We start from the raw sequence: 25571 nt of genomic DNA on the forward strand, positions 1-25571 counted from the left end.
AGATAAAGATAGAGCGAGAATCCACGATGACTTATGTTCTAGGCATTGACTCTTCCACCCAGTCATGCAAAGCAGTGTTAGTTGATGCCTCTTCGGGCGAGATAGTTGACCAGGCCCGCGCCGGGCACCCGGGAGGAACCCAGGTAGATCCTGCGCAGTGGATTGAGGCCTTGGAGGAAGCAACCGCTGGGCTTGTAGAAAAAGCAGATGCCGTCGCCGTTGCGGGACAACAGCACGGCATGGTCACTTTAGATAAAGATAACAACACCGTACGCGAGGCTATGTTGTGGAACGACGTCTCCTCAGCAGATGCCGCACAGCAGCTTGTCGATGAATTAGGCGGCGCCCAAGACACCGTTGACTTAACCGGTTCGGTGCTCGTGGCTTCTTTTACGGGCACCAAAATGCGCTGGCTGCGCGATAATGAGCCAGATAATGCCAAACGCGTCTCCAAAGTGGTCTTGCCGCATGACTATTTGACGTGGCATTTGGGCGGGCGTGAGGAATTGACCACCGACCACGGTGATGCCTCCGGAACCGGGTATTACTCTACGCGTGAGCGGCGCTTTGTCCCTGAGCTCGCCGAGCAATTTCTGGGACACAGCGTGCAGCTGCCCCGCATTGCAGAACCCAATGAGATTGTCGGTCGCACCTCGACCGGCGCGGCGATTGCTGCCGGTACCGGCGATAATATGGCTGCAGCCCTGGGACTAGATCTCCAACCCGGGGATGTGTGCGTTTCGGTCGGCACCTCGGGCGTGGCCAGTGCGTGGAGTGAGACGAGCGTGCACGACGCCACCGGATTGGTAACCGGGTTTGCGGATGCCACCGGTGCATATTTGCCGCTGGCTTGCACGCTTAATGGCGCGAAAGTGTTGGACTTCGCTGCCAACCTTGTGGGCGTGGATCACCACGGTTTATCCGAGATGGCGTTGGCGGGCAATTCCACAGTGACCTTATTGCCGTATTTTGACGGCGAGCGCACCCCCAATCGCCCACACGCAACGGGACTGTTAACTGGACTTCGTACCGATACCACGCGCGAGGATTTTGCCCGCGGGGTTGTTGAAGGGTTGTTGTGTTCCATGCTCGATGCCATCAATGCGGTAGAAAACGCCATGGGGCACAAGGCCAAGCGTGTCCTGCTAACCGGTGGGGCTGCGCGCAGTAAAGCTATGCAACAGCTGGCACCGAGCATTTTCGGCGTCGATGTAGTTCTTCCCGCTCCCGGCGAATACGTTGCGTTGGGTGCAGCGCGCCAAGCAGCATGGGCGCTATCGGGTGAGAAAAATCCACCGCGGTGGGAGATGGCTGGCTTGACGACCTATCAAGGAGAATCGAACCCGGACACCGTGGCCCGATACCAAGAAATTCGGGATTTGACCGCGAACTTCTAGACTTGTTGGTATGCAACGTTGGGTTCTGCACATTGATATGGATGCGTTCTTCGCATCGTGTGAGCAACTGACCCGGCCAACACTCATGGGCCGACCAGTTCTGGTCGGCGGCATGTCCGGACGCGGCGTCGTCGCCGGTGCCTCCTACGAAGCCCGGAAATACGGCGCGCACTCGGCCATGCCCATGTACCGCGCCCAACAACTAGTAGGCCCCAAAGCAGTCGTGGTGCGCCCACGCTTTGAGGTCTACAGGCTGGCGTCGCAACGCGTATTTCACTACATCGAATCCCACGTCGAATTAGTCGAACAGCTCAGTATCGATGAGGCCTATATGGAACCCGCCGAGCTAGTCGGCGCCAGCCCCGAAGAAGTCGAAGCATGGGCTCATGAGCTTCGCGCGGCCATTCGCGAGGACGTGGGGCTACCTGCTTCCATTGGGGCCGGATCGGGAAAGCAATTTGCCAAAATTGGCTCGGGCCAAGCTAAACCGGATGGCGCGTTTATCATCCCCGCCGATAAGCAAGAAGAGATGCTGCACCCATTAGACGTGGATGAGCTCTGGGGCGTCGGCCCTGTTACCGCCACCAAATTGCACTCGATTGGTGTCAATACCATTGGCGATCTGGCACGGCTGAGCCAGCGTGAGGTAGAAATCATCCTCGGCAGCACCATCGGCCCCTCGCTATGGGCGATGGCCCGCGGGGTCGATGACCGCCCCGTAGCACCGCGCGCGGAATCCAAGTCGGTATCCGCCGAGCACACCTACCCGGAAGATTTAACCTCTAAGGACGAAGTAGACCGTGCCTTGGAACGTGCGCTAACCGGCGCGCACCGCCGTCTTCTTAAAGATGGCCGCGGGGCACGCACGGTGACGGTGAAAATGCGCATGGCCGATTTTCACAGTGAGACAAGGTCGTTGACCTTAGCCTATGCCACCGATGACATCGCGACATTGCGCAAAGCCATGCACTCTCTAGCGCGCTACCCGGCAGAACTAGGCCCCATTCGCCTGGTCGGCGTCGGGTTTTCCGGGCTTGAAGCAGAACGCCAGGATGTGCTGTTCCCAGAGCTCGACCAAGCGATGGTGAGCACGGAAACCCGCTTCGATGAAGAAACCACCGTGGCCGACCGCACCTGGCATGCCACCCAAGATGTCTTTCACCCTGAGTACGGTCACGGATGGATTCAAGGTACCGGGCACGGGTTCGTCAGCGTGCGCTTTGAAACCCGGGCAACTGGCCCTGGGCCATTTAAATCCTTCGCTGCCGATGATGACAAACTACAACCCGCGGACCCGATTGATTCCTTAGCGTGGGATATCGATGATCTAGATATGGACTTCTAGCGAGATAACCAGCTACCGCTGCGGCGGTTTAGCTACAGCAGCTCGGCAACATCGGTCTCGGTGGCCAAAGCTGCTAGCAGCACCATCCGGGATTGCCCGGCGCGCAGATGTCCTGTGCCTAATGCACCCGCGCGTGCCAACGTGGCGCCGCCGCCGCTGCCGCCATAGGCCAGCGCGACGGATCCTTCAGGAACCCGGCTGGTAATGAGCACGGGGATACCAGCCTCGAGGGCGTCGTTGACCCCGTCGCCCATCTGCGATCCCATATTGCCGGATCCGAGAGCTTCGATGATGATGCCGTGGGCACCAGAGGACACGGCGGCATCGACAAGCATGCGCGGTGCACCTGGCCACGCGGAGATGATGACCACCTCTAAACCCGCCAATGGTGTCAGGGGAAGGGTGGGGTAGTCGCGGATGTGCTGCGGTGTGGAGTGAAAGGCATCGAGCGCAGAGGTGTGCGCTTTAAATGCACCGCGCGCTGGGACGGTGAGCCCGCCGAAGCGGATGGATACTTCGGGCGTGCCGTGGGTGGCGTAAGCAAGGGCATCGGCAAGGTTGCGGGTACCATCCGAATCCGGGTGGTCAAAGGCGCGTTGTGCACCGGTTAACACCACGGGTTTGTCGCCGGTGTGGAAAAGCGATAGAGCCATGGCGGTATCTTCCATGGAATCGGTGCCGTGGGTGATGACTACTCCGTCTACCGCAGTATCTTCCAACACCGCATGTACGCGGGTGAGCAGATCGTCTAAGTCAGTAAGCGTCAGGGACGAAGAATCCAGCCGCACGGAATCGATGGGGCGAAATTCCATATCCTTTGTTGCCGCTGTGCCCATGAGGTGTGTTGCCGCCTCGACCAATTGGGCTGCGGAGATGGTGGGCACTAGGGCGCCGTGGTCATCGGTGGTGCAGGCGATCGTGCCGCCGGTGGCTATAACAGCAATGGTTTTCGACATGACGCTAGCTTAAAACATAGGCGTAAAGTCATTGGGCAAAAGATTGAAGAAACCCTGTGAATTGCAACGTGGGTTCCAATATCGCACAAGGTGGCCGGTAGGATTGACAAAGAATAAAACCGTTGAAGGAGATTAGTTGATTTTTCGTAAACTGACCGCCGGCTTCCTAGCCGCCACCGCTGCTACCGCACTGGTTGCGTGCTCTTCTGATTCCGAATCTGATTCGGCAGACTCGGCAGACAGCGCTGCACCAGAAACTCAAGCTGAGGAATCCTCCGACGCACCGTCCTCGGAGTTGCCGACCGCAACCGATCTCAACGCCATTTTGGGCACCGCAACGGATTCTGCAGCATCGCAAGAAGAAAAGGTCAAGACCGTCCAGGGCGGCGAAACCGCACCGGAACTGTTTGAGACCATGGCTGCATCCAAGGCTGAATCAGGCGCTGACTTTGAGGTCGTAGACCCAGTCATTCCGGGTTACTCGCCTGATTCCGTATTGGCCACGGTGAACTTCACCGTCCCAGAAGAGCCAGCGCAAACCGCTGAAAATGTGGAGTTCGTCTTCGAAGAAGGCACCTGGAAGCTATCCCAGTCCTGGGCATGTACCTTGATTTCCAATACGGTTACCCCAGACCAGGTACCAGAAATGTGTACTGATGGCACCGTCGATACCGGCGCCAATGAAGTTACTCAGTAACTAAAAGTTCGAGCCGGTAGTGGTTAGGAATTATCCGCTACCGGACGAAATGTCATCCGCGTGTTGGTCGATTGCAACACGCGGATTTGTGATTCTTCGGTGCCATAGGACACGCGCGTAGCGATGTCGATATCACCGTTGGTTGGCAGCGGTTGGGAGAAATCAACGGATAGATTTCCGGTAGAACGAGTTTCGGTATCCATGACTTCTAATTCGCCGCCGTCTTCCATGGCCAAGGCACCCAGCGCGGGGCGTTGGCTAATATCCATGGAAAGCTCAGCACCGGTCTCGGTGAGATCATCCAGAGTAAACGTGGTGGTTTGCAGCAAGGTGGAATCACCAGAGGTACGCGACTCGACCGTCCACACGGCACCTTCACCAATTTCTTCGTCAGGGAAGACAATCGGCATCGAGGTCAGCTCCACGATGGCTTGTTCCAAAACGGAACGGGCATCATCGTTGGCAGACTGCGGCGCTGCCAGGCGAAGGGAGGAGACCTGCCCGGCGTCGTCAGCACGCCAGCCAAATTGGAAGCCATCACCGGATTCAATATTCAACGCTTCCGTTCCCGTATAGGTAGGCGACGTCAAGGTCATAAACGCGTTGCGCGTGGCCGGAGTTTGCGCCGGGTCATCGGTAGCTTCAGAGACTTCCGCGTTGAGATTAAACCCAGTGGTTGCTTCTTCGGGAGTGCTGGATTCAAAGTCTGTGGCTACTTCGGCGTCAACCACATCTTGTGAAAAACCTTCGGTGAGCTCGAAGTACACATCTTGCTCAGAGTCGATATCCTCATAGGTGATGACGCGTTTTTCACCCTTACCGGCGTCTTCGACCGTCACGCGTGCCGCGTCGACGGGAGCGGCGACTGCTTGTTCTACCGCAGGTCCCGGGGGCTCATAGCTACAGCCGGTCAGTACTAACGCCAGGGCGATGATGGAAGCTTTCACACGCATGCATTCAAACCTACCGGATGGCTGCATCTACAATGGATTAGGTGCGCTCAAATGTGAAGATGATGGCTTTGATCATTATTGCCATTGCAGTGATTGACCAAGCAGTAAAACAGCTCATGCTGACCTGGCTAAATCCTGGGGAAGCTGTCCCCATTATCGGTGACTGGTTCCGGTTTTATCTCTTGTTTAATCCGGGCGCCGCCTTTTCCATGGGTGGGGAGGGCTCCACCTGGCTATTTACCACCATCCAATTGGCTTTTGTCATTGGCGTTGCCATTGCGGCACCGAAGGTAAAAGACCGGTGGGAAGCCGTGGGGCTGGCTATGCTGGCAGGTGGCGCACTGGGCAATTTAACGGACCGGCTTGCGCGCGAACCAGGCTTTTGGTTCGGGCATGTCGTGGATTATATTTCGGTGGGAAATTTTGCCGTATTCAATATTGCTGATGCCTGCATTACGGTAGGTGTCATTGTATTTATTCTTGCCATGTTGACTGAGGAAAGGAGGACGAAAAATGAACAGAGAAGTTCGAACCCTTCCAGTTCCTGAAGGCAATGATGGCCTGCGCATCGACGCAGCCTTGGCCAAGATGTTGGGCTTATCCCGCACCGTGGCCGCAGAACTATGCGCCGAGGGTGCAGTACTGGTCAATGGCACTACCGTGTCCAAATCCGATCGGCTCACTGCCGGGCAGTGGGTGGAAGTGACCCTGCCGGAGCCAGCAGCACCGCTTGTTCCCAAAGAGGAATTAGTGGAAGGAATGGACGTGGTCTATTCCGACGACGACATTATTGCAGTCAATAAACCCGTCGGCGTCGCAGCGCACCCCTCGGTGGGTTGGGATGGACCGACGGTCATTGGGGGATTAGCTGCCGCCGGATTTCGCATTTCCAATTCCGGCCCGCCAGAGCGCAAGGGGATTGTGCACCGGCTCGACGTCGGCACTTCCGGCGTGATGGTGGTGGCCTCCTCGGAGCGCGCCTATACAGCGTTAAAAAACGCTTTCAAAGAACGCACCGTGCACAAGACCTATCACGCGCTAGTGCAAGGATTACCCGATCCCATCGTGGGCACCATTGATGCCCCCATCGGCCGCCATCCGTCCTCGGGGTGGAAGTTCGCGGTGACCGAAGACGGTAAACACGCGATTACCCACTACAGCTTGATCGAGGCATTCCGGGAGGCATCGCTTCTCGATGTCCACCTAGAGACCGGTCGCACCCACCAAATCCGCGTGCACATGTCAGCGACTGGTCACCCGTGCTGTGGGGATCCGATGTATGGCTCTGACCCGAATCTGTCGAAGCGCCTGGGGCTGATTCGTCAATGGCTGCACGCGGTTAAATTGGGTTTTGAACACCCCGGCACGGGCCGCTGGATTGAGATTGAAACCAGCTACCCGGATGACCTCCAACACGCTTTGGACGTTCTTCGTGGCTAATCAGGGTAATTCCTCGGGCAATCGGCGTCGGCCTCAAAGCGAGTCCGCGTACGCTGCTGCGTCTCGACAGCGCAAGCCCCAGCAGGTTGCTCGCCGGCACCCGCCTGAGATTTATCGCCGGCGTCGCGTCGCTGCGATTGCCATCGTGGTCTTTTTACTTGTGCTCGTCGTATTTCTGGCCGGCGCCTGCGGGCCTGGTCCCACCCGAAGCTTGCAAGGGGACCAACTAGGCCCTGATCCAGAAGAATCTGCCGAGCAGTACCAGACTCGCGCGGCAGAAAGCGTGGAAGACGCCCGGCGCGAGACTTATGCTTTGGTGACTTTTGACCCTGCTGTGGATGCACAGACCGCAGCACAAGCTGTTGATGCCGCCGAGCGCGTCAACGCCGTGATTGCGCAGGATGATTTCCGACCCATTGAACTTCCCGAGCCCACCGACGGGGAAACCCGCGTGGACGTGCTTACCCGCGCGATTGCAAAGGAAAAGATTAACTCAGTGATTATTTACGAGGACGGCAAGACCTTGGAAGAGATCGCACAAGGCGCCGACATCTTTGCAGTGGAAGCCGCACCGCATGATGCCGCCTGGGGTGGGTTTGGTATTCGTCCACTCATTTCCGAACAGGCAGGGCAGCGATAATGGCGTGGCCGAAAAGCTTCAGAAAGCTCAGCAACTTTTCTTCTTGGCCAGCAAATTACCGCTTTGCCTACGTGCTGGTCATCGCCGGCATCTTTGTCTGCCTGGGCGTTTTAGTATTCGGCAACCAGCCCGCGGAAGGACAAGTTCTGCTTGGGTTAGGTCTTATCGTGTGCCTAGTTCTGGGGTGGATGATGCCCAGCTGGGCCTTGGACGAGACAGAAGAAAAAGCCAAGCGCGCCTGGCGTAAATAGGGCGTAAATAGCTAGCGCGCCTTAGCTACTGCGCGCTTTTACTTTTGCCTATTTGTCGGGCTCCTCGCGTATCTCGCTATTAACTGCGGGTTCTGCTGCGTTCGGAGAGTTCTCGGCTTCCGCGACCTCTGAGGCGGTCACTGTCGGCGGCAACTGCACTCGGCGTGCTTCTCGGCGGATGCGCAGCAGGTCGATCATGTACAGCGCCACCGCGAACCAGATGATGACAAAACCAATCCACCGCTCAGATGACATGTGCTCTTGGGTGACAAATACTGCCCACAGCAGCTGCATCGTCGGCGTGACGTACTGCAGCATGCCGATGGTGGACAGTGGCAAGAGCTTTGCGCCCTGGGCAAAAAGGATCAGTGGTAGGGCAGTAATTAAGCCCGACACGACCAACAAGGCGGTGTGGCTTGGGCCTTCGGATAAGAAGGTGGACTGGTCATTAACGCTTAAATAGCCAATATAAATCAGCGCTACTGGCGACATCACCAAAGTCTCTGCGGCCACAGAACCAGCTGAAGACACATTGACCTGCTTTTTCAACAGTCCATAAATGCCGAAGGACGCCGCTAGAAGCAAGGAGATCCAGGGGCCTTCACCGGTCATAAAGGTCAGCCACAGCACCGCGACGGCCGCAACGCCTACGGCGGATAGCTGCAATTTGCGCAGTTGCTCTTTTAAGATGATGACACCTAAAGCAACGGAGACTAGTGGGTTGATGAAATATCCCAACGCCGCATCTGCCACGTGCCCGGAGTTCACAGCTAAGACATAAGTGCCCCAGTTGATGGTGATAGCCACCGAGGCGGCGCTGAGCCACAGCCACGTGCGCCCGGAAAGCTGGGTCAGTTCCCGCCACGTGCCGGTGATTACAAGATAGATAATAATGAGCACCGCGGTCCAGATGATGCGGTGCGCCAAAATCTCCAGGGGGCTTGCTGGCAACAGCAAAGGGAAAAATGCTGGGAAAACTCCCCACAATAAGTAAGCCCCGATGGCGAATGGCATGTAACCCTCCGAATTAGTAAAAACCTGACCCAGGTCCTAGGCGACAGTAGTCCCAGGAGACCGCACATTTGTATTATGCAATTAGCACGCTACTCTAGTGCACTCGCGCAATCGGCACCAAGCGCATGTAGTGAGTGTAAACCCTACCGCGAACTGGTAATTCCCACCTCCGTGGCCAGATCTATACAATGACGATCATGGCGAAGAACTCCTCTTTTGTACACCTGCATAACCACACCGAATTTTCCATGCTAGATGGTATGGCCAAAGTAGATTTGCTGGCAGAAGAGGTATCCCGGCAAGAAATGCCCGCCGTGGGTATGACTGACCACGGTAATATGTTCGGCTCGGATGCGTTTTATCGACGCATGACCAAAGCTGGCGTGAAGCCCATTATTGGCATCGAGGCCTATATGGCACCAGGCTCGCGCTTTAATAAAAAGCGGCAGCTGTGGGGAACCCCGGATCAAAAACGCGATGACGTGTCGGCCTCCGGCGCGTATTTGCACCAGACCATGCTGGCAGAAAACGCCACCGGTCTATCTAATCTATTTAAGCTTTCCTCTCTCGCCTCCTATGAAGGACAGCTGGGCAAGTGGCCGCGCATGGACGCGGAGCTGATTGCAGAGCACGCCGATGGCATTATCGCGACCACGGGTTGTCCCTCTGGTGATGTGCAAACACGTCTGCGCCTGGGGCAATTTGATGAAGCGCTCGAAGCCGCCGCGATGTGGCAAGACATTTACGGCCGCGACAATTACTTCCTCGAGTTGATGGACCACGGACTGGACATCGAAAAGCGCACGCGTGACGGCCTGTTGGAAATCGGCCGCAAGCTTGACCTACCACCGCTGGTGACCAATGACTGCCACTACGTGCTGGAATCCCAAGCGCCATCGCATGAGGCGATGTTGTGCGTGCAAACCGGTAAGACCTTGATGGATCCCGACCGCTTCAAGTTCGACGGAACGGGTTACTACATTAAAACTGCTGAGCAAATGCGTGAGCTGTGGGACCACATGGTTCCGGATGGCTGCGATAACACCTTGTGGATTGCCGAGCGCGTGGAATCCTATGACTCGCTGTGGGAAGAACATTCCCACGACCGCATGCCGGTGGCAGATGTGCCTGAAGGACATACCCCTACGACGTGGTTGACCCACGAAGTGATGGAAGGTCTCAAAGACCGGTTTGACGGCAAGGAAGTCCCAGAGGAATACATCAAGCGTGCGGAGTATGAAATCTCCGTTATTGATATGAAGGGCTACCCGTCCTACTTCCTGATCGTTGCCGAGATTATTAAGCACGCCCGATCCATTGGTATCTGGGTAGGCCCTGGTCGTGGTTCGGCCGCTGGTGCACTGGTGGCTTATGCCTTGACCATTACCAATATTGACCCGATTGAACATGACCTGCTGTTTGAGCGCTTTTTGAACCCAGAGCGTCCCTCCGCACCCGATATCGATATTGACTTCGATGACCGCCGTCGCGGTGAGATGATCCAATACGCGGCTGAGCGCTGGGGCGAAGACAAGATCGCTCAGGTTATTACCTTCGGTACCGTGAAAACCAAGCAGGCGATTAAAGACGCCGCGAAGGTGCACTTTGGCCAGCCTGGTTTCCAAATGGCCGACCGAATCAACGGCGCGTTGCCACCAGCGGTGATGGCAAAGGATATTCCGCTGGCAGGTATTACTGACCCAGAGCATGAGCGTTACTCAGAAGCCGCCGAAGTCCGCCAGATGGTGGAAACCGACCCGGATGTTAAAAAGATCTATGACACCGCCCGTGGTCTTGAGGGCGTAGTCCGCCAAGCTGGCGTGCACGCGTGTGCGGTCATTATGGCGTCCGTGCGGTTGATGGACCACATCCCGATGTGGAAGCGCCCGGCCGATGGTGCGTATATCACCGGCTGGGACTATCCCGCGTGTGAGGCCATTGGCCTGCTGAAGATGGACTTTTTGGGTCTGCGTAACCTCACCGTCATTGGTGACGCGCTGGCCAATATCAAGAAAAACCGTGGCATTGACCTCAACCTCGAGGACTTGCACGCCGATGACCCACAAGTATCTAAGGTCTATGACCTGCTTTCCAGCGGTGACACCCTCGGCGTGTTCCAGCTGGACTCCGGCGGCATGCAAGAACTCCTCAAGCGCATGAAGCCAACCGGCTTTAAGGATATTGTGGCATCGCTGGCGCTGTACCGACCAGGACCTATGGGTGTGAACGCCCACTGGAACTACGCCGACCGTAAAAACGGGCGACAGGAAATTACGCCTATTCACCCCGAGCTCGAAGAACCTCTGTCGGAGATTCTGGGTGAGACCTACGGCCTGATCGTGTATCAGGAGCAGATCATGCGTATTTCCCAGAAACTGGCGAACTACACCGCTGGTGAAGCAGATGGCTTCCGTAAAGCCATGGGTAAAAAGAAACCAGAAGTGCTGGCCCAAGAATATGAGAAATTCAGCCAGGGCATGTTCACCAATGGCTACTCCAAGGGCGCGGTCGATGCGCTGTGGGGCACCATTGAGCCATTCGCGTCCTACGCGTTTAACAAGTCCCACGCCGCAGGCTACGGACTGGTGTCCTTCTGGACGGCGTACCTGAAGGCCTATTTCGCACCGGAGTACATGGCAGCGCTGTTGACCTCGGTCGCAGATAAGAAGGATAAGTCCGCCATCTACCTGGCTGACTGTCGACACCTTGGCATTAAGGTCCTGCCGCCAGATGTCAACGAATCCGCTGAGGACTTTGAGGCAGTCGGTGACGATATTCGCTTCGGCATGGGTGCTATTCGCAACGTCGGTTCTGAAGTTGTGGAATCCATTATCGAAGCGCGCCGAGATAAAGGTGCGTTTAAATCCTTCAGCGATTATCTAGACAAGATCTCCTTGGTGGCATGTACCAAGCGCGTGACGGAATCTTTGATTAAAGCTGGTGCCTTTGACTCGCTGGGCCATCCGCGCAAGGGCTTGATGCTTATTCAAGAAGACGCGGTGGACTCCGTGCAATCGACGAAGAAGGCAGCGGATAAAGGCCAATTCGACCTATTTGCAAGCTTCGGCGGCGATGACGGGGAATCAGTGTCGTCTTTTGCCATCGATATTCCGGAAGAGTCCTGGGACCGTAAACATGAGTTGGCACTGGAACGTGAAATGCTTGGTCTGTACGTCTCCGGACACCCGCTGGATGGTTTCGAAGATGCCCTGGCAGCACAGACGGACACCGCGTTGACCACGGTTGTCGCGGGTGAGATGCGCAATGGCCAAGAGATGGTCATCGGCGGCATTATCTCGGGCGTCGACCGACGTTTTTCCAAGCGCGATGGTTCGCCATGGGCCATTGTCACCATTGAGGACCACCACGGCGCCCAGGTGGAAATCCTGGTATTCAACCAGGTTTATTCTTTAGTGGCACCGCAGATTGTGGAAGACAACATTATTTTGGCCAAGGTGCAGGTGCGCGTGCGAGATGACCGCACCAGCTTCTTCTGCAATGACATCCGGGTACCGGAATTGGGGCCGGGCAACGGCGCGGGCCTGCCGCTGCGACTGAGCATGCGAACAGATCAGTGCACTATGGAAAATATTGCCAAGCTCAAGCAAGTACTGGTTAATAACAGTGGCGATTCCGATGTGTATCTGACCCTGCTCAATGGAGATGAATCCACCATGATGGTCTTAGGAGATCACCTGCGTGTGGAGCGTTCTTCCAGCTTAATGGGTGATTTAAAGGCGACCATGGGAGCCGGCATCTTAGGCTAGGGCGCCTAGGGTGTGGGTCGGGGTTGGCGCCCGTGAATAAAATTCATGGGTGCTGTGAATTCTACGATAGGGTAGACCGCACAGTCTATTTCTTTTGAAGGAGAAAAACCTCGTGGCACAAAAAATCCGCACCACACATGTTGGCTCACTCCCACGCACCCCAGAATTGCTGGAAGCAAACCAAAACCGGGCATCCGGTTCGGTTCCAGACGACGCCTTTTTTGAGATTTTAGAAAAGGCAGTGGATGAGGTCGTTGCACGCCAGGTTGAACTTGGTATCGACATCATCAACGAAGGCGAGTACGGCCACATCACCTCCGGTGCGGTGGATTACGGTTCCTGGTGGAACTACTCTTTCTCCCGCCTGGGTGGATTGACCATGACCGACGTTGACCGTTGGGCAAGCGAGGAAGTTGTGCGCTCGGAACCAGGCAAACCACGTCTGACGTCCTTCTCGGACCGCCGCGACCGGACTTTATTCCGTGAAGCCTATGAGGATCCAGAATCTGGCATCTTCACCGGCCGCGCGAAGGTGGGCAACCCTGAGTTCACCGGCCCTATTACTTATGTTGGCCAAAAGGAAGTTGACGCTGACGTCAAGCTCTTAAAAGACGCGATGGCAAAGCACAACGTCACTGACGGCTTCGTTGCTGCGCTGTCACCAGGCTCTGCAGCACGTTTGAACAATAAGTACTACGATACCGAGTCTGAGGTCATCCAGGCCTGCGGTGCGGCGTTGTCCCACGAGTACAAGGCGATTACTGACGCCGGTCTGACCGTGCAGTTCGACGCTCCTGATCTGGCTGAAGCATGGGATCAGATCAACCCTGAGCCTTCCATCGAAGACTTCCGTGGCTTTGTCCGCGAGCGCATCGACGTGCTCAACGAGTCGATTAAGGATATTCCTAAGGACCAGACCCGCTTGCACATCTGCTGGGGCTCTTGGCACGGTCCACACGTGACCGACGTGCCTTTCGGTGACATCTTGGAAGAGATTTTGCGCGCCGAGGTCGGCGGCTACACCTTCGAGGCAGCCTCCCCACGCCACGCTCACGAGTGGAAGATCTGGAAGGACGTCGAACTTCCAGACAACGTTTTGCTGTACCCAGGCGTTATTGCACACTCCACCAACGTGGTTGAGCACCCAGAGCTGGTTGCAGACCGCATTTCCAACTTCGCGGAGGTTGTTGGCCCAGACAAGGTCGTAGCCTCCACCGACTGTGGTTTGGGCGGCCGTCTGCACCACCAGATTGCGTGGGCCAAGCTGGACTCTTTGGTCAAGGGTGCAGAAATCGCGTCCAAGCGCCTGTACTAAATATATAAGTACCAAGTGCATCGTTGCTCAGCACTGGCTAGACGTATCAACCTCTACCCAGTGCTGGTGACAGAAATAAAAAGCTGAGATCCCGAATGACTGGGGTCTCAGCTTTTTGCATGCCGGGGAGAAAAGCTCCAATTAGTAGCCGAATTGCTTGAGGGCTTGGGCAATCTGGTTGCGGATCTCTGGGGAGAATGTCGCAGCGATGGTAGCTGCCTGCGTCGCAGAGGCACCAATAGCCAAGATCGCGCCGACGACGGCGAAGACCAACTCGGTGGTGTCATTGCCACGCATGGACTGCAGCCAATCAGGGACCTTCTCCCAATTTTCGTCTTCTGCCTGCTGGTCTTCTTCCTCGATGCACTCGGGTGTTTCTGGCATTCCAGAAGAGCCATAGCCGTTGACGATGCTATAACCTAGCTCCTGCGGTCCCATGAAGGATGAACCAGGGATAGTGCCGTCGTCGATGCCCTGCTCGTGGTCTTCGCGTGCCTGCGCGATGGCTTCCTGGCACTCATCGGAATAGCCTGTGCCGTCGATATGACCAACTGACGATGATGGACCTGTCGAAGGCTTGTTTTCTGCGGCCGACGCAACCGGAGCCAACGCAGATGCCGCAAGAGCAGTCGCAGCGACCATCGCCACGGCGAAACGAGATTTAGGCATGAAAGAGATCTCCTTGAAAGGCAGTAGGGAAGTTATACCTGACTGAATTTAGCAGGTCGGACGGGATCCAGAGAAGCTTCGGGGGAAATTACCTCGAACGCCATTTGTGATGGGGCTATTTCAGAAACTTTTCCACCTGGGAGCGCATATCTTTCGGCAAGACGTTGAGCAACTGATCCTTTACCCCAGGGACGATCTGCAACGCCGCAAAGACACTACCGATAACGGCAACCACAGCCGCGAGTGCACCGCCGGCAGCGAGAGCACCATTGGAAGAACCAGACGAGCCCGGCGCGCTTGAGCCGGGGGTGTTGTCCGAATTCAGCAGATCCTCCACCTCAAAGATCGTGGTGGTGCCGGAGACTTCATTGCCCACCACCAGTAGGTACTCGCCATTCGGGGAGTCTTCCTTATCGATGAAAGCGAAGCCTTCAGGACCTAGGTCACCAGCGAACTTAGTTGCCTCGTAGTTATCCTCGTCAAAGTCCACGGTGTAATCGCGGTTGTTGACGTACGTCTGGTATTTCGCATTCGCTGGGTCAGTCACGTCGTAGATAAAGACGCCCCCAACGCGCTCCGCGCCGATGAATGCATACGTGCGCTCACCAATCTGGCCAATGGTTAGAGCCTCTGGCTCTGGACCCTTGTTATCGGAGCGATCATCAAATTCTGGGCCTTCATTATCGGCATTGTGATGGAATACGCCCGGCTCATTCAACGCGGCGGTGACTTCCTCAAAGTCAGAACCAGAATCGAAGACGACATTGCCGGCGGCATCGTAGATGGAGAAAGAACGAGAGCCGTATGCGTAGAGCTCGTCGAAGCACTGTTCTTCTTCATTCCAGCCGGAGGCATTGGACAGCTTAAGGTTTCCGGCTACCTTTTTATCCGCCAGTTCTTCGAGGTTGACATCCCCCAGTGCACCGTTGCAGACCTGGCCTTCGTCGATGACATCCGCCAATTCCACCTCATCGGTATAAACCCCGGAGCCGCCCTCATCCTCGTCAACGCCCCATTCACGGGCGTCACCTTCATTGGCGGTGGCGAAATAGGTCTGGCCATTGGAGGTAAAAGCATGGATGGAATCCGGCATGCTTAAACCTTTGACGGGGATGGTGCGCAGCGCCGCGACATCGTCTTTGTTGGAAGAATCGATAGCAACCGTGGAGTGGTCAGCGATATGCGCTGGCACGATATTTTCCACCGTGGCTGAAGCGATATCGATAATGGCGATGGCGTTATTTTCCTGGAGCGTGACAAAGGCCTTGCCGTTGGCAGACGTCACGTATTCCGGCTCTAAATCCAGCGAGGGCTTATTGTGGTGGTTTTCTGGCCCAAAGATACGAATGTCTTCGTGCAGCATCCCTGGCGCATCGAAAGCTTCAAAACCTGCGGTACGAACCGCATCTTGGGTTGCAGCCGCCACGGACTCCGTTAAACTAATGACAGAGACCGAGCCTGCAGGGTCCTCCATATAGGCGGTGCCGTCGGCGTTGAGTTCATTCGACGGTTCACCTTCATTGGCGATCAACGCATATGCACCATCGTCGGTTAAATGCACGTTGTCTGGCAGTGCACCGACCGTGACGCGGCCGAGCTCAGCTGCGGCTAAATCTTCTGCTGCAGCATCAAAGAAGAGGGCTTCGCCGTTTTCTAATTTATTGTTCTGCTGAACCGCGGCGATAGCTAAACCATCTTCACGTACAGTCACGGAGTTGATCTCTTTGTCAGCACCCGCGGAGACCGAAGCAATTTTGGTGGGCTGTTGCGGGTTAGATGCATCCAGCACATCAATCTCACCCGAGCGGGCATTGACGGTCAAGATACGTTGCGAGCCGGCATGGTAAGCGACGATTTCCGCCGCAGATTCCGCGAGTTGGCCCGAGGCATAGCTACCGATGGGAGCCATCCTTACTGTGGCATCTGCTGCAGCATCGGTGTGCACCGAATCAACGATGCCATTGAAATCTTGTGCCTGAGCAACAGCAGGGGAGATGATGCCGCCGGTGAGCGCAGCAGCAGCGCACAGGGAAATGGCGCGACGAGAAAGGGACATTAATAGCTCCTTGGGAATAGTTTAAAAGAATCTCAAAACAACCTGTGTAATAGTCGTCGGCGAATATGTTGTGCTGGCAAACTTCGTGTTGAGTGTCCGTAACTGGCAGTTGAATTTCATATGAATTCACTTTCGACGGGGGCAACGCCGACATCGTTAGGCACAAGAGACTAAAATGCTTGCTCATGAGTACTAGCCAGAAGGTCACTGCAGAAAAATTCGTCCCAGTTCGCGCGAGCGATATTCAGCTGGCGCAAGCACGAATTTCTTCTGAGATTGCGCCGACACCGTTGCAATACTGCCCACGGTTGTCGGAACAGACTGGCTGCGACGTTTTTCTTAAGCGCGAAGACCTCCAAGGAGTGCGTTCTTATAAGATCCGCGGTGCATTCTTTTCCATCTCTAACCTCACTGAGGAAGAAAAAGCCGCCGGTATCGTAACTGCTTCAGCGGGCAACCACGCGCAAGGTGTCGCGTATGCGTGTAGCACCATGGGAATCAAAGGCAAGATCTTTGTTCCTGGGCCAACCCCGAAGCAAAAGCGTGATCGCATCATGGTCCATGGTGGCGACATGGTGGAGTTGGTCGTCACTGGTGCAAACTTCGATGAGGCAGCAGCGGCAGCGCATGTCGATGCTGATGCTCGCGGAGCAAATTTTATTGAACCTTTCGATGCCCGCGACACGGTTATTGGCCAGGGCACTGTCGCAGCTGAGATCATCTCGCAGCTGTCATCGCAAGGGCGCTCCTTGGACACCGTCATGGTTCCTGTTGGCGGTGGCGGACTGCTTTCTGGCATCACCAGCTATTTGGCGGATATGGCTCCGCGCACCAGCATCGTTGGTATTGAGCCAGCAGGTGCAGCATCGCTGACCGCCGCTTTCGAAGCTGATGAACCAGTCACCTTAGAAAACGTTGATCCCTTCGTTGATGGTGCTGCCGTCAAGCGTATCGGTCAGGTGCCGTACACCATCTTGGACGCCAACCGCGGCCGTTTGCACTGGGATACTGTGACCGAAGGCGCCGTATCCACAGAGCTCTTGGAGCTGTACCAAAATGAGGGCATCATCGCCGAGCCCGCAGGTGCGCTGTCCGTAACCGGATTGCGCCAGGTGAATCTGCGCCCCGGCTCCACCGTGGTCTGTGTGATCTCGGGTGGCAATAACGATGTGCTGCGTTATGCCGAAATCATGGAGCGTTCATTAGTCCACCGTGGATTGAAGCATTATTTCCTGGTCAATTTCCCCCAGGAACCCGGGCAGCTGCGCGATTTCTTGGTCAATATACTTGGCCCGGATGATGACATCACGCTGTTTGAATACCTCAAGCGCAATAACCGCGAAACCGGTGCCGCGCTCGTTGGTTTGGAACTTGGCAACGCTGCAGACATCGATGGGCTCTTAGAGCGCATGGAAGAATCGCGTATTGATTGCCGTCAGCTTAAGCCAGGCACTCCAGAATATGACTATTTGGTGGCTTAGTGCAGGTAGAATATAAACGCCCCGCGGCAGACTGCGCCGTTGAACATGAAATAGAGATCAAGCGTTCACGCTTCATCTGCCTGATTGGTCGGGTCACTAATGATGCCGAAGCGCGGGAATTTATCGACGCAGCGCGTACCCGTTTCCCGGATGCGCGCCACCATTGCTCGGCCTATATTTATCACGTGGATGCGTCGCATCCCGTTGAGCGTTCTTCTGATGATGGCGAACCGTCGGGGACTGCGGGCAAACCTATGCTCGATGTGCTCAAAGGCTCTGGCTTGATGGATATTGCCGTGGTAGTTGTTCGGTATTTTGGCGGGATTAAACTCGGCGCCGGGGGATTAGTACATGCCTATGGTGGAGTAGTCAGTGAAGCTATAGAGTTGGTAGAACCAGTGCTTCGCACGACTAGGCATCTATTTACCTTGGTTGCTCCCCATGCTGATGCTGGTCGTTGGGAAGCTGAACTTCGCAACCGCGGCTATGAGGTACTCGGCGTGGACTATGCAGCGCAAGCAACCATGACTTTGGCAGTAGCCCCTGGTGAAGAAGACGCATTATTCGACTTTATCGCCGGATTGACCCAAGCGACGGCGACGCCTAAAGAAGCTGGCACCCAATGGGTGGAAATAGCACAAGACAATTAATCGACTAGGATATATCCCATGACAATGCAGCCTCGTCCGAATAACCCCATTGAGCTGAAAAAGCAGAAGGTACGCAAGCACGCCCGCAACGGTGTAATTTCTGTTGTCGCTGGTGTTGGCGGTGGCCTCCTTGCGGGCTTAGTCCTGGCAGGCAGCTCATGGTTCTGGATATCTCTCGGTCTCGTCGTCGCTGTAGTTGGTGGCGTGTCTAATTGGGTGAAGATTCAAAAGATTGTCAACGAAAACAACAGCGGATACTAACGGCCTGCCCGTACGCATTGATGCTTGGGTCTGGGCCGTGCGTATGTTCAAAACCCGTGGCGAAGCAGCGGATGCCGTGCGCGCCGGGCACGTTAAACTCAACGGCAACGCAGTCAAACCTGCTCAACAGGTCGTGCCTGGCGACCGCGTGCGGGTGTGGAAGAACCACCATGAGCATGACTTAGAAGTCTTGCAGACCATCCGCAAACGCGTCGGCGCTCCCATTGCACGAACCTGCTATACAGATCACGCCCCGCCACCACCGCCGCGCGAATTCATGCCGGCTGTGCCACGGCGTGATCCAGGCACCGGCCGTCCCACCAAGAAGGAACGCCGCGATATGGAGAAATTCCTCGGTCGTCGACGCTAATAAGCGTTAAGTGCTCACACACAGGAGTAGCGCACTGCAAAAACTCGCCTCAGACGCGCGAAGCCGGGAGACCTGTGGGCTAATGGTTGTCTTTGGAGCGTAGCGCACGCAAAGCTTTGAGGCGGGAGTTTAGCTGCTGGCGGCGGTCCCGGCGAGTGCCGGTGTCGCCGGTGGCTTCAATGTGGTCTTTGCCAAAGCGGTTGAGCAATAGGTCATCGATAAGGCGGACTTGGCCCGGGCGGAAACGGTACTTCATGGCGTCATGCACGGTTTGAATATCGTGTTCATTGAGCAGGTTTTCTAACTGCCCCATGGTGGTGATGCCATTGGTTTCTAATAGATCGGTTAGCCAGCGGTAGTGCTCAGAGCGCGACCGTGGGAAGCGCCCATCGAGGAGCACCGCCAGAATGCCTGGCAGGGTTTCCGCTGAGATTTCGATATCGGAATCAGTGTGCTCGTCCGGATCTTTCAGCGCGGCAATTTCATCAAATTGATTATCGGCGAGCTCAATAAGTCCGGCAGCGAGTGTAAACAGTCGATCGACCTGCGGGGGCAGGGCACCGGGGCCTTGCTTATAGCGGATATCATGTTCGAATTCGGCCCAAGCGTGCTGCAAAACGGTACGGATTTGGACCTCAAAACGCATGCCGACGTAGTCCTCCAGATCTTCCATCTCATCGGTCACGCGTAGCACGAGGTGGTGAGAGCCATAGCCAAAGCCGCCAGCGACGCGTGTTTCCGCGGCTTTATCTACGGATTTAATAACTTCAAAAGAGTTGCCGAAAATCGAGATGGCTTCGGGGATGACAGTGGAGTGAAAGACGTTGACACGCACGCCCATGATGTCGTGGATTTCATCCCAGGGTTGGGAGTACATGAAACTACCGTCAGCGTTTTTCTTCTTCGCTTTGGCTTTCATTGAGGGCCACGTCTTAACGCGTGCGGCGACGCGGTCAAAGATAACGCCTGCGTCATTGAGAAGGTCTTCGATGGCATCACGAAAATCGCGTGCAGCGCGTGGGTGCACACGAACCCATTCATGGTACTGATTGCTCAGTTTAGAAATGGGCGATTCTGCCATGATGGTGGGTACTCCTTTGTACAAAGATTAGGCGCGAAATTCTTGGGGGAATCCGTGAGCCCATAATAACGGGTAAGAACAAGGACTCGGCAGTGCCGCCGCCACATTCGCTAAAGCTTTGGCCGGTAAATCAATAAAAGCGAGCAAGGAGCGGGCATCCGGAAGGACATAAACTAAAGATTGTGCACGCAAAATGCGCAATAAATGCCGGTGCAAGATTGTAAACGTTTGAGGGTGTGCAATCCAAGCCTGCGCATCGGCACCGCGTACCTTCACCTCCACCCCGGCGGGCAGATGAGAGCCAAAGCGTGCGGTGACAGAGCGGGTAGCAAACTCCAATCCCGCTGGAGTGCGCGCGGCACGTTCGAGGTTTAAAGCCGCTAAGTCCCATGCCGCTTGAATGCTGAGCCCCAAGCTATCTAGCCCACGCTGGCTGATATTGCGGCCATTGGCATGCAGCCCTAACCGCAGCCCCGGAGACAGCGCCAGGGTAGCCAGAGAATCAGAAAAGCCATCATCGGATAATGGTCGGGATTCCACCCAGGACTTGGCATGCACGGTGGGAAAGATTTCGCGTACAGACAACCTGCGGGAAATCTCCGTTGCTACCAGCGGGCTGGCCAACTGCGCCAGGGGAGTAGCAAGGGTGCGTACATGGGTTGAGAACTGAGCAGGGGAGGCTACATGAGTGAGCAAGGGGATTCTCCAATAGTCGCAAAAGGTTAATACCTTTATGGACTGCTGCGAATGAGTAAAAGGTTCCCCAGCACAACTATCTGCAGCGCTTGAAAACTGCCACAGGCGCAGCAGGTGATAACACCCGTGCGCCTGTGTCGTTCGCTACCGAAAAAATTAAAACGGTGGCTCGGTTTCTAACTCTAAGACCTCAAAAAGCTTAGAGGCAGGCCACTTTTCAATGCCCTGGCCTTTGTCATTGAGCTCATCGGCACGCTTTTCTTTCGAGGTCGTGGTGGCCCACTCACCAAGGACCAAGATGGTGGTCTTTTTGGTGACATTTTTACCCACTTGGCCGCCGTGATGGGCAATGCCATTCCACAACACGCCCTTATCAAAAGGCTCGAAGTCACCGGTTAGCGTGACGTGCTGGCCATACAGCGGGGAATTTTTATCCGCATCGGGGTTCGGATCCGGAATGGTATCCGGGGTGGCCACAGATTCCCACGGTGCCGGGCGGCGCTGGCCCTTCTTTCCAGAATCAGACTTCTTTTCCTTAGCGGGCTCAGAACTACCCCATGGGTCAGACGAAGTACGGTCGCGGAAATCGGTACCGGCACCTAAGTCTTCCGGGGAGATGGGCGCGGTGTCCTTTTTCAACACCGGCATGATGTGCTCCGCGCTCATGGCGCCGAGCTGGAAGCCTTGGGCGTCGAAGACATCGCGAATAGATTGCTCACCGGCGATCGCGTTCTCAAAAGCTGGAGCCAGGGCGGAGATGATATGCCCAGCGGCGCGGGCATCGTCCAAGGCGTCGTGGTGCTGGAAATCGCCAAAGCTTACGGCCTTGGCTACCGTGGGCAGCTTGTGATTGGCCACAGAGAGCACTTTGCTTTTCGATGCATACCTAGCCAACGCCAAAGAACACGCCAGAGCCATCTCCGGAACGGGCGTCTGGGTGCGCAAAAATGCCGAGCGCAACGCAGTGGCATCGAACTGAGCATTATGCGCGACCAGCACATCGTCGCGCATAAACGTCAGCAATTCACCCGCTGCTTCTGCGAACGTCGGTGCGTCTTTGACATCGTCCGCGGTAATGCCGTGGATGGAGATATTGATGTCATCGAAGTGATCAATCCCGGCTGGTGGCTGGCACAGCCACACCTTGGATTCGGTCTCTTCACCGGCGACGAAACGCACCGCGCCGATTTGGCAGATAGATCCCCAATTGCCATTGGCGGTTTCCACATCGACTGCCACAAAATCCAACCCCGGGGTGGAGGTTGCTGCCAAGGTACGCGTGCCAGGGCTGGTCTGCTCGGCAGAAGCTTTGCCCGAGCGCACATCATTAATCCACTGCGCGCAGGCTTTGGCATCCTGGTTCGGACCAAAGCTGACCGTCCACGCCTTAGCTTTATCATCAGAAAAGGAGATAACAATCTCGCCGCGTGTGGTGGAGCTAGGTTGTACAGCGTCGACGTTGTCGATGTCCGCAAGTGCAATCTCGCGGCGTTCTTCGCCGGTGAGCGAAGCGGTTAGCTGCGATGGAACATAAACCAAATTGCCCTGGGAGATCGACAACGAGGCTCCGAGTGTTGAAACCGTCACGTTAGGTGCTCATGCCTTTCTGCGAAATTACTGCGAATTCTCCTTCGTTCCAGCGGGAGCTGAAGCGGAGGGTTCATAAACCGGCGGCTCTGTCTGTTTGAGAACAAGAGTCGAACGGGGCTGAACTAAAAGCGTACCCTCTGCCTCATGGATGGTGTCTTCTTTGGGGTACCCGCCATGGAAAGCAGTATCAACCATCAGTTGCCACTTCGCACCCAAGTCTTGCGTGGGCAGGCGAAACTCGATTGCTTCATCGTGGGCATTGAACATCATGATAAAAGAATCATCTTTAATCTCTTGCCCAGATTGGTCACGCTCCGTAATGGCAGCACCGTTGAGATAGACCATCAACGCCTTGCCAAAGTCATGATCCCAGTCGTCTTGAGTCATCAATCGGCCGGATGGAACCAGCCACGCCACATCACGGTCACGGACATCGGCGCCTAAAGGACCGCCGGAAAAGAAGCGTTGCCGACGGAAGACGGGGTGGTTACGGCGAATAGCAATGACGCGCTTGGTAAAGGTGTACAACTCTGATGGCTTGGCCAGATCGAGCAATGACCAGTCCATCCACGCGGTCGCATTGTCTTGGCAGTAGACATTGTTATTACCGTTTTGGGATCGACCCATCTCATCGCCATGCGAAATCATTGGTGTGCCCTGTGACAGCAGCAAGGTAGTAAGGAAGTTGCGTTGCTGGCGACGTCGCAGCTTCAAGATAGCTTCATCATCAGTGGGGCCTTCCACACCGTGATTCCACGAACGGTTATGGGATTCTCCGTCGCGACCATCTTCACCATTGGCCTCATTGTGCTTGTCGTTATAAGAGACCAAGTCGCGCAACGTAAAACCGTCATGGGCAGTGATGAAGTTAATCGATGCCGTCGGGCGCCGGCCATTATTGGCATAGAGATCCGACGAGCCTGTAAGACGGGAGGCAAACTCGCCCAAGGTCGCAGGCTCACCGCGCCAGAAGTCGCGCACCGTGTCACGGTACTTGCCGTTCCATTCGCTCCAGATGGGAGGGAAGTTACCGACTTGGTAGCCGTCGTGGCCAATATCCCACGGCTCGGCGATGAGTTTGACCTGGCTGACAATCGGATCCTGTTGAACCAGATCGAAAAAGGTTGCCAGTTTATCCACGTCATCGAGCTCGCGCGCAAGCGTTGCGGCCAAGTCGAAGCGGAAACCATCGACGTGCATCTCTGTTACCCAATAGCGCAGGGAATCCATGATCAACTGCAGCGAGTGAGGATGGCGCACGTTGAGCGAGTTCCCCGTGCCGGTGTAGTCCATGTACTTGGACTTATCGTCATCGACCAAGCGGTAGTACGCGTGGTTATCAATGCCGCGAAAGGCAATCGTGGGGCCTAAGTGGTTGCCTTCGGCGGTGTGGTTATAGACCACATCGAGGATGATCTCGATTCCGGCGGCGTGATAGGCACGCACCATGGATTTAAATTCCGCCACGGCTCCGCCCGGGGTGGGGTCGGCGGCATAATCTTGCTGCGGAGCAAAGAAACCAAACGTGTTATATCCCCAGTAGTTGCGCAGGCCTAAGTTGCGAAGGCGATCATCTTGCAGGAATTGGTGCACGGGCAGTAGCTCCACCGCGGTAATGCCTAAGTCTTGGAAGTACTTGATGATGGATGGGTGCCCCATGCCGGCGTAGGTTCCGCGCAGATGCTCTGGCACATCTGGGTGCGTCATCGTCATGCCTTTGACGTGCGCTTCATAAATCACGGTGTCAGTTTCTGGAGTATTGGGGCGGCGGTCGCCCTTCCAATCGAAATAAGGGTTGATAACCACCGACAACATGGTGTGGCCGAGCGAGTCTTCTTCATTGCGACCTGTGCCTGCGGGCTCTGCATGAATATCGTAGGAATACAGTGAGGCGTCGCCGTCGAAATCGCCTTCAAAAGCATGCGCATAAGGATCGACCAACAGCTTGTTGGGATCACACCGCAGGCCATTTTCTGGATCATAAGGGCCATGAATGCGGTAGCCATAGCGTTGGCCGGGTCCGACGGTAGGTAAATAGCAGTGGAAGATTTGGGCTGTTTCTTCTTCCATCTCGATGCGGACTTCGCCTTGGTCCTCATCTATGAGACACAACTCCACTTTTTCGGCGATATCCGAAAAGATTGCAAAATTCGTACCGGCGCCATCGAAGGACGAACCCAAAGGATAAGGGCTGCCCGGCCATGGTTGTGATATTGAACTACTCGAAGCCATCATGCTTGAGAAGCTTACGGCACAAAACCATTCTTAGCGCCCTATACAGCAGCTTTTCACACGCTAGGGGGCAAACTGGCTCACTCCAGTGATGATGATTTCCGCGCCTTGCAATAAAGCCGTGTCATCGGGGGCACTGACAGTAGTTTCTGCTGTGGCTTGTGCAAGTTGGATGCGGTTTTGATCCATGACGGTGGTGCCCAAAACTAAGTGCACCAAAGTCTCCGCTGCGATATTTCGGGAGGATTCATCTGCACCCGTACCGCGGAGGGCATCTGCGAATTTTTGCGTCAGCGTCGCCCAGGTAGGGGAGTCAGCTTGTGAAAGCGCTGTGGTGACTAATTCCGCGCCATCGCGGTGCGATAAGAGAATCTTTCTTAAGTTTGCGACCAACTCCAGTGCTGAATCGCCGTGCAGGTGGGCAACGAAGCTGGAGGCGATTTCTGCAATCAGTGCCTGTTTATTGGCAACATGCCAGTACAGCGCGCCGGGCACTACACCTAGCGTGGTGGCAATGCGGCGCATAGTCATGTCCGCAAAACCGTAGGAGTTTAAAAGCTCGACGGCTGTGGTGATGATATCTTCGCGGGTCAATTGCACACTTGGGGAGTCTACCCAATGCATCCGTGCCGCAAATAGTCCCCATCTTCACAGGAACCTATGAGGTTCCCTTAAAGGCTTGGGGAAGTTTGAATTGTTAGGATATAACG

Annotated in this window: 23 protein-coding genes; 13 read left to right on the forward strand and 10 right to left on the reverse strand. The window is 55.6% G+C overall.

All coding sequences use genetic code 11. From position 1 onward, the window contains the following. The first annotated feature begins 26 nt into the window (after positions 1 to 26). A complete protein-coding gene (xylB, locus tag CAMM_RS05080) occupies positions 27 to 1397 on the forward strand; it encodes a xylulokinase (RefSeq protein ID WP_003845250.1) in 1371 nt (456 codons plus the stop codon). Positions 1398 to 1407: 10 nt separating this feature from the next. Next, positions 1408 to 2742, forward strand: a complete 1335-nt coding sequence (locus tag CAMM_RS05085) for a DNA polymerase IV (protein ID WP_003845251.1) — start codon at positions 1408 to 1410, stop codon at positions 2740 to 2742. A 32-nt stretch (positions 2743 to 2774) separates the two neighbouring features. On the opposite strand, the gene CAMM_RS05090 is transcribed toward CAMM_RS05085, so the two are convergent. Next, positions 2775 to 3698 (reverse strand): asparaginase, encoded by a 924-nt coding sequence (locus tag CAMM_RS05090; RefSeq protein WP_003845252.1) that lies wholly within the window; start codon positions 3696 to 3698, stop codon positions 2775 to 2777. A gap of 136 nt (positions 3699 to 3834) precedes the next feature. Here CAMM_RS05090 and CAMM_RS05095 point away from each other — a divergent pair, with 136 nt between their 5' ends. Next, complete coding sequence (locus CAMM_RS05095) at positions 3835 to 4395, forward strand: WKL family lipoprotein (RefSeq protein ID WP_003845253.1); 561 nt, start codon at positions 3835 to 3837, stop codon at positions 4393 to 4395. Positions 4396 to 4418: 23 nt separating this feature from the next. Here the strand turns inward: CAMM_RS05095 and CAMM_RS05100 are convergent, their stop codons facing one another. Further along, complete coding sequence (locus tag CAMM_RS05100; RefSeq protein WP_003845254.1) at positions 4419 to 5348, reverse strand: hypothetical protein; 930 nt, start codon at positions 5346 to 5348, stop codon at positions 4419 to 4421. A 59-nt stretch (positions 5349 to 5407) separates the two neighbouring features. Here CAMM_RS05100 and lspA point away from each other — a divergent pair, with 59 nt between their 5' ends. From lspA to CAMM_RS05120, 4 genes are read left to right on the forward strand one after another with little or no spacing between them, the layout of a single operon-like run. Further along, complete coding sequence (lspA, locus tag CAMM_RS05105) at positions 5408 to 5896, forward strand: signal peptidase II (protein WP_003845255.1); 489 nt, start codon at positions 5408 to 5410, stop codon at positions 5894 to 5896. Further along, complete coding sequence (locus CAMM_RS05110; protein ID WP_003845256.1) at positions 5862 to 6788, forward strand: RluA family pseudouridine synthase; 927 nt, start codon at positions 5862 to 5864, stop codon at positions 6786 to 6788. Before lspA ends, CAMM_RS05110 begins: the two co-directional genes overlap by 35 nt. Further along, positions 6781 to 7428 carry a hypothetical protein gene (locus tag CAMM_RS05115; protein ID WP_147581045.1) on the forward strand — a complete coding sequence of 216 codons (648 nt, stop codon included), beginning with the start codon at positions 6781 to 6783 and terminating at the stop codon, positions 7426 to 7428. The genes CAMM_RS05110 and CAMM_RS05115 overlap by 8 nt, the downstream gene beginning before the upstream one ends. After that, positions 7428 to 7679: a hypothetical protein gene (locus CAMM_RS05120; protein WP_003845258.1), complete on the forward strand. Its 252-nt coding sequence runs from the start codon at positions 7428 to 7430 to the stop codon at positions 7677 to 7679. Before CAMM_RS05115 ends, CAMM_RS05120 begins: the two co-directional genes overlap by 1 nt. 48 nt (positions 7680 to 7727) lie before the next feature. Here the strand turns inward: CAMM_RS05120 and rarD are convergent, their stop codons facing one another. Further along, a complete protein-coding gene (rarD, locus tag CAMM_RS05125) occupies positions 7728 to 8693 on the reverse strand; it encodes an EamA family transporter RarD (protein ID WP_003845259.1) in 966 nt (321 codons plus the stop codon). Between the two features lie 197 nt (positions 8694 to 8890). Here rarD and dnaE point away from each other — a divergent pair, with 197 nt between their 5' ends. After that, positions 8891 to 12460, forward strand: a complete 3570-nt coding sequence (dnaE, locus tag CAMM_RS05130) for a DNA polymerase III subunit alpha (RefSeq protein WP_040354445.1) — start codon at positions 8891 to 8893, stop codon at positions 12458 to 12460. A 112-nt stretch (positions 12461 to 12572) separates the two neighbouring features. Continuing rightward, complete coding sequence (locus tag CAMM_RS05135) at positions 12573 to 13775, forward strand: cobalamin-independent methionine synthase II family protein (RefSeq protein ID WP_040354315.1); 1203 nt, start codon at positions 12573 to 12575, stop codon at positions 13773 to 13775. A 141-nt stretch (positions 13776 to 13916) separates the two neighbouring features. Here the strand turns inward: CAMM_RS05135 and CAMM_RS05140 are convergent, their stop codons facing one another. Further along, positions 13917 to 14444: a hypothetical protein gene (locus tag CAMM_RS05140; protein ID WP_003845262.1), complete on the reverse strand. Its 528-nt coding sequence runs from the start codon at positions 14442 to 14444 to the stop codon at positions 13917 to 13919. 115 nt (positions 14445 to 14559) lie between these two features. After that, positions 14560 to 16500 carry a choice-of-anchor I family protein gene (locus CAMM_RS05145; RefSeq protein ID WP_003845263.1) on the reverse strand — a complete coding sequence of 647 codons (1941 nt, stop codon included), beginning with the start codon at positions 16498 to 16500 and terminating at the stop codon, positions 14560 to 14562. Between the two features lie 185 nt (positions 16501 to 16685). On the opposite strand from CAMM_RS05145, the gene ilvA reads away from it, so the two are divergent. The 4 genes from ilvA to CAMM_RS05165 are packed head-to-tail and all read left to right on the forward strand — an operon-like array spanning position 16686 to position 19262. Beyond that, positions 16686 to 17981 (forward strand): threonine ammonia-lyase IlvA, encoded by a 1296-nt coding sequence (gene ilvA / locus CAMM_RS05150; RefSeq protein ID WP_003845264.1) that lies wholly within the window; start codon positions 16686 to 16688, stop codon positions 17979 to 17981. Beyond that, positions 17981 to 18631 (forward strand): YigZ family protein, encoded by a 651-nt coding sequence (locus tag CAMM_RS05155; protein ID WP_003845265.1) that lies wholly within the window; start codon positions 17981 to 17983, stop codon positions 18629 to 18631. Before ilvA ends, CAMM_RS05155 begins: the two co-directional genes overlap by 1 nt. Before the next feature lie 18 nt (positions 18632 to 18649). Next, positions 18650 to 18892 carry a hypothetical protein gene (locus CAMM_RS12925; protein ID WP_003845267.1) on the forward strand — a complete coding sequence of 81 codons (243 nt, stop codon included), beginning with the start codon at positions 18650 to 18652 and terminating at the stop codon, positions 18890 to 18892. Next, positions 18864 to 19262: an RNA-binding S4 domain-containing protein gene (locus tag CAMM_RS05165; RefSeq protein ID WP_040354318.1), complete on the forward strand. Its 399-nt coding sequence runs from the start codon at positions 18864 to 18866 to the stop codon at positions 19260 to 19262. The genes CAMM_RS12925 and CAMM_RS05165 overlap by 29 nt, the downstream gene beginning before the upstream one ends. A gap of 79 nt (positions 19263 to 19341) precedes the next feature. On the opposite strand, the gene CAMM_RS05170 is transcribed toward CAMM_RS05165, so the two are convergent. The 5 genes from CAMM_RS05170 to CAMM_RS05190 form a co-directional block, all read right to left on the reverse strand. Beyond that, positions 19342 to 20343 carry a GTP pyrophosphokinase gene (locus CAMM_RS05170; RefSeq protein ID WP_003845270.1) on the reverse strand — a complete coding sequence of 334 codons (1002 nt, stop codon included), beginning with the start codon at positions 20341 to 20343 and terminating at the stop codon, positions 19342 to 19344. A 27-nt stretch (positions 20344 to 20370) separates the two neighbouring features. After that, positions 20371 to 21039 carry a hypothetical protein gene (locus CAMM_RS05175; protein ID WP_003845272.1) on the reverse strand — a complete coding sequence of 223 codons (669 nt, stop codon included), beginning with the start codon at positions 21037 to 21039 and terminating at the stop codon, positions 20371 to 20373. Between the two features lie 156 nt (positions 21040 to 21195). Then, on the reverse strand, positions 21196 to 22626 hold the full coding sequence (locus CAMM_RS05180; RefSeq protein WP_040354322.1) for a 3'-5' exonuclease: 1431 nt from the start codon (positions 22624 to 22626) through the stop codon (positions 21196 to 21198). Positions 22627 to 22653: 27 nt separating this feature from the next. Then, complete coding sequence (gene glgX / locus CAMM_RS05185; protein ID WP_040354326.1) at positions 22654 to 24864, reverse strand: glycogen debranching protein GlgX; 2211 nt, start codon at positions 24862 to 24864, stop codon at positions 22654 to 22656. A gap of 60 nt (positions 24865 to 24924) precedes the next feature. Next, complete coding sequence (locus CAMM_RS05190) at positions 24925 to 25461, reverse strand: TetR family transcriptional regulator (RefSeq protein ID WP_040354449.1); 537 nt, start codon at positions 25459 to 25461, stop codon at positions 24925 to 24927. Positions 25462 to 25571: the final 110 nt, after the last annotated feature.

It is taken from the genome of Corynebacterium ammoniagenes DSM 20306, from assembly GCF_001941425.1.
GTDB lineage: Bacteria > Actinomycetota > Actinomycetes > Mycobacteriales > Mycobacteriaceae > Corynebacterium > Corynebacterium ammoniagenes.

Excerpts from the sequence above, each read along its gene's own strand:
- xylB (WP_003845250.1), top strand. The coding sequence starts at position 27 with ATGACTTATGTTCTAGGCATTGACTCTTCCACCCAGTCATGCAAAGCA.
- CAMM_RS05085 (WP_003845251.1), top strand. The coding sequence starts at position 1,408 with ATGCAACGTTGGGTTCTGCACATTGATATGGATGCGTTCTTCGCATCG.
- CAMM_RS05090 (WP_003845252.1), bottom strand. The coding sequence starts at position 3,698 with ATGTCGAAAACCATTGCTGTTATAGCCACCGGCGGCACGATCGCCTGC.
- CAMM_RS05100 (WP_003845254.1), bottom strand. The coding sequence starts at position 5,348 with ATGCGTGTGAAAGCTTCCATCATCGCCCTGGCGTTAGTACTGACCGGC.
- lspA (WP_003845255.1), top strand. The coding sequence starts at position 5,408 with ATGATGGCTTTGATCATTATTGCCATTGCAGTGATTGACCAAGCAGTA.
- CAMM_RS05110 (WP_003845256.1), top strand. The coding sequence starts at position 5,862 with ATGAACAGAGAAGTTCGAACCCTTCCAGTTCCTGAAGGCAATGATGGC.
- CAMM_RS05120 (WP_003845258.1), top strand. The coding sequence starts at position 7,428 with ATGGCGTGGCCGAAAAGCTTCAGAAAGCTCAGCAACTTTTCTTCTTGG.
- rarD (WP_003845259.1), bottom strand. The coding sequence starts at position 8,693 with ATGCCATTCGCCATCGGGGCTTACTTATTGTGGGGAGTTTTCCCAGCA.
- dnaE (WP_040354445.1), top strand. The coding sequence starts at position 8,891 with ATGGCGAAGAACTCCTCTTTTGTACACCTGCATAACCACACCGAATTT.
- CAMM_RS05140 (WP_003845262.1), bottom strand. The coding sequence starts at position 14,444 with ATGCCTAAATCTCGTTTCGCCGTGGCGATGGTCGCTGCGACTGCTCTT.
- CAMM_RS05145 (WP_003845263.1), bottom strand. The coding sequence starts at position 16,500 with ATGTCCCTTTCTCGTCGCGCCATTTCCCTGTGCGCTGCTGCTGCGCTC.
- ilvA (WP_003845264.1), top strand. The coding sequence starts at position 16,686 with ATGAGTACTAGCCAGAAGGTCACTGCAGAAAAATTCGTCCCAGTTCGC.
- CAMM_RS12925 (WP_003845267.1), top strand. The coding sequence starts at position 18,650 with ATGACAATGCAGCCTCGTCCGAATAACCCCATTGAGCTGAAAAAGCAG.
- CAMM_RS05170 (WP_003845270.1), bottom strand. The coding sequence starts at position 20,343 with ATGGCAGAATCGCCCATTTCTAAACTGAGCAATCAGTACCATGAATGG.
- glgX (WP_040354326.1), bottom strand. The coding sequence starts at position 24,864 with ATGATGGCTTCGAGTAGTTCAATATCACAACCATGGCCGGGCAGCCCT.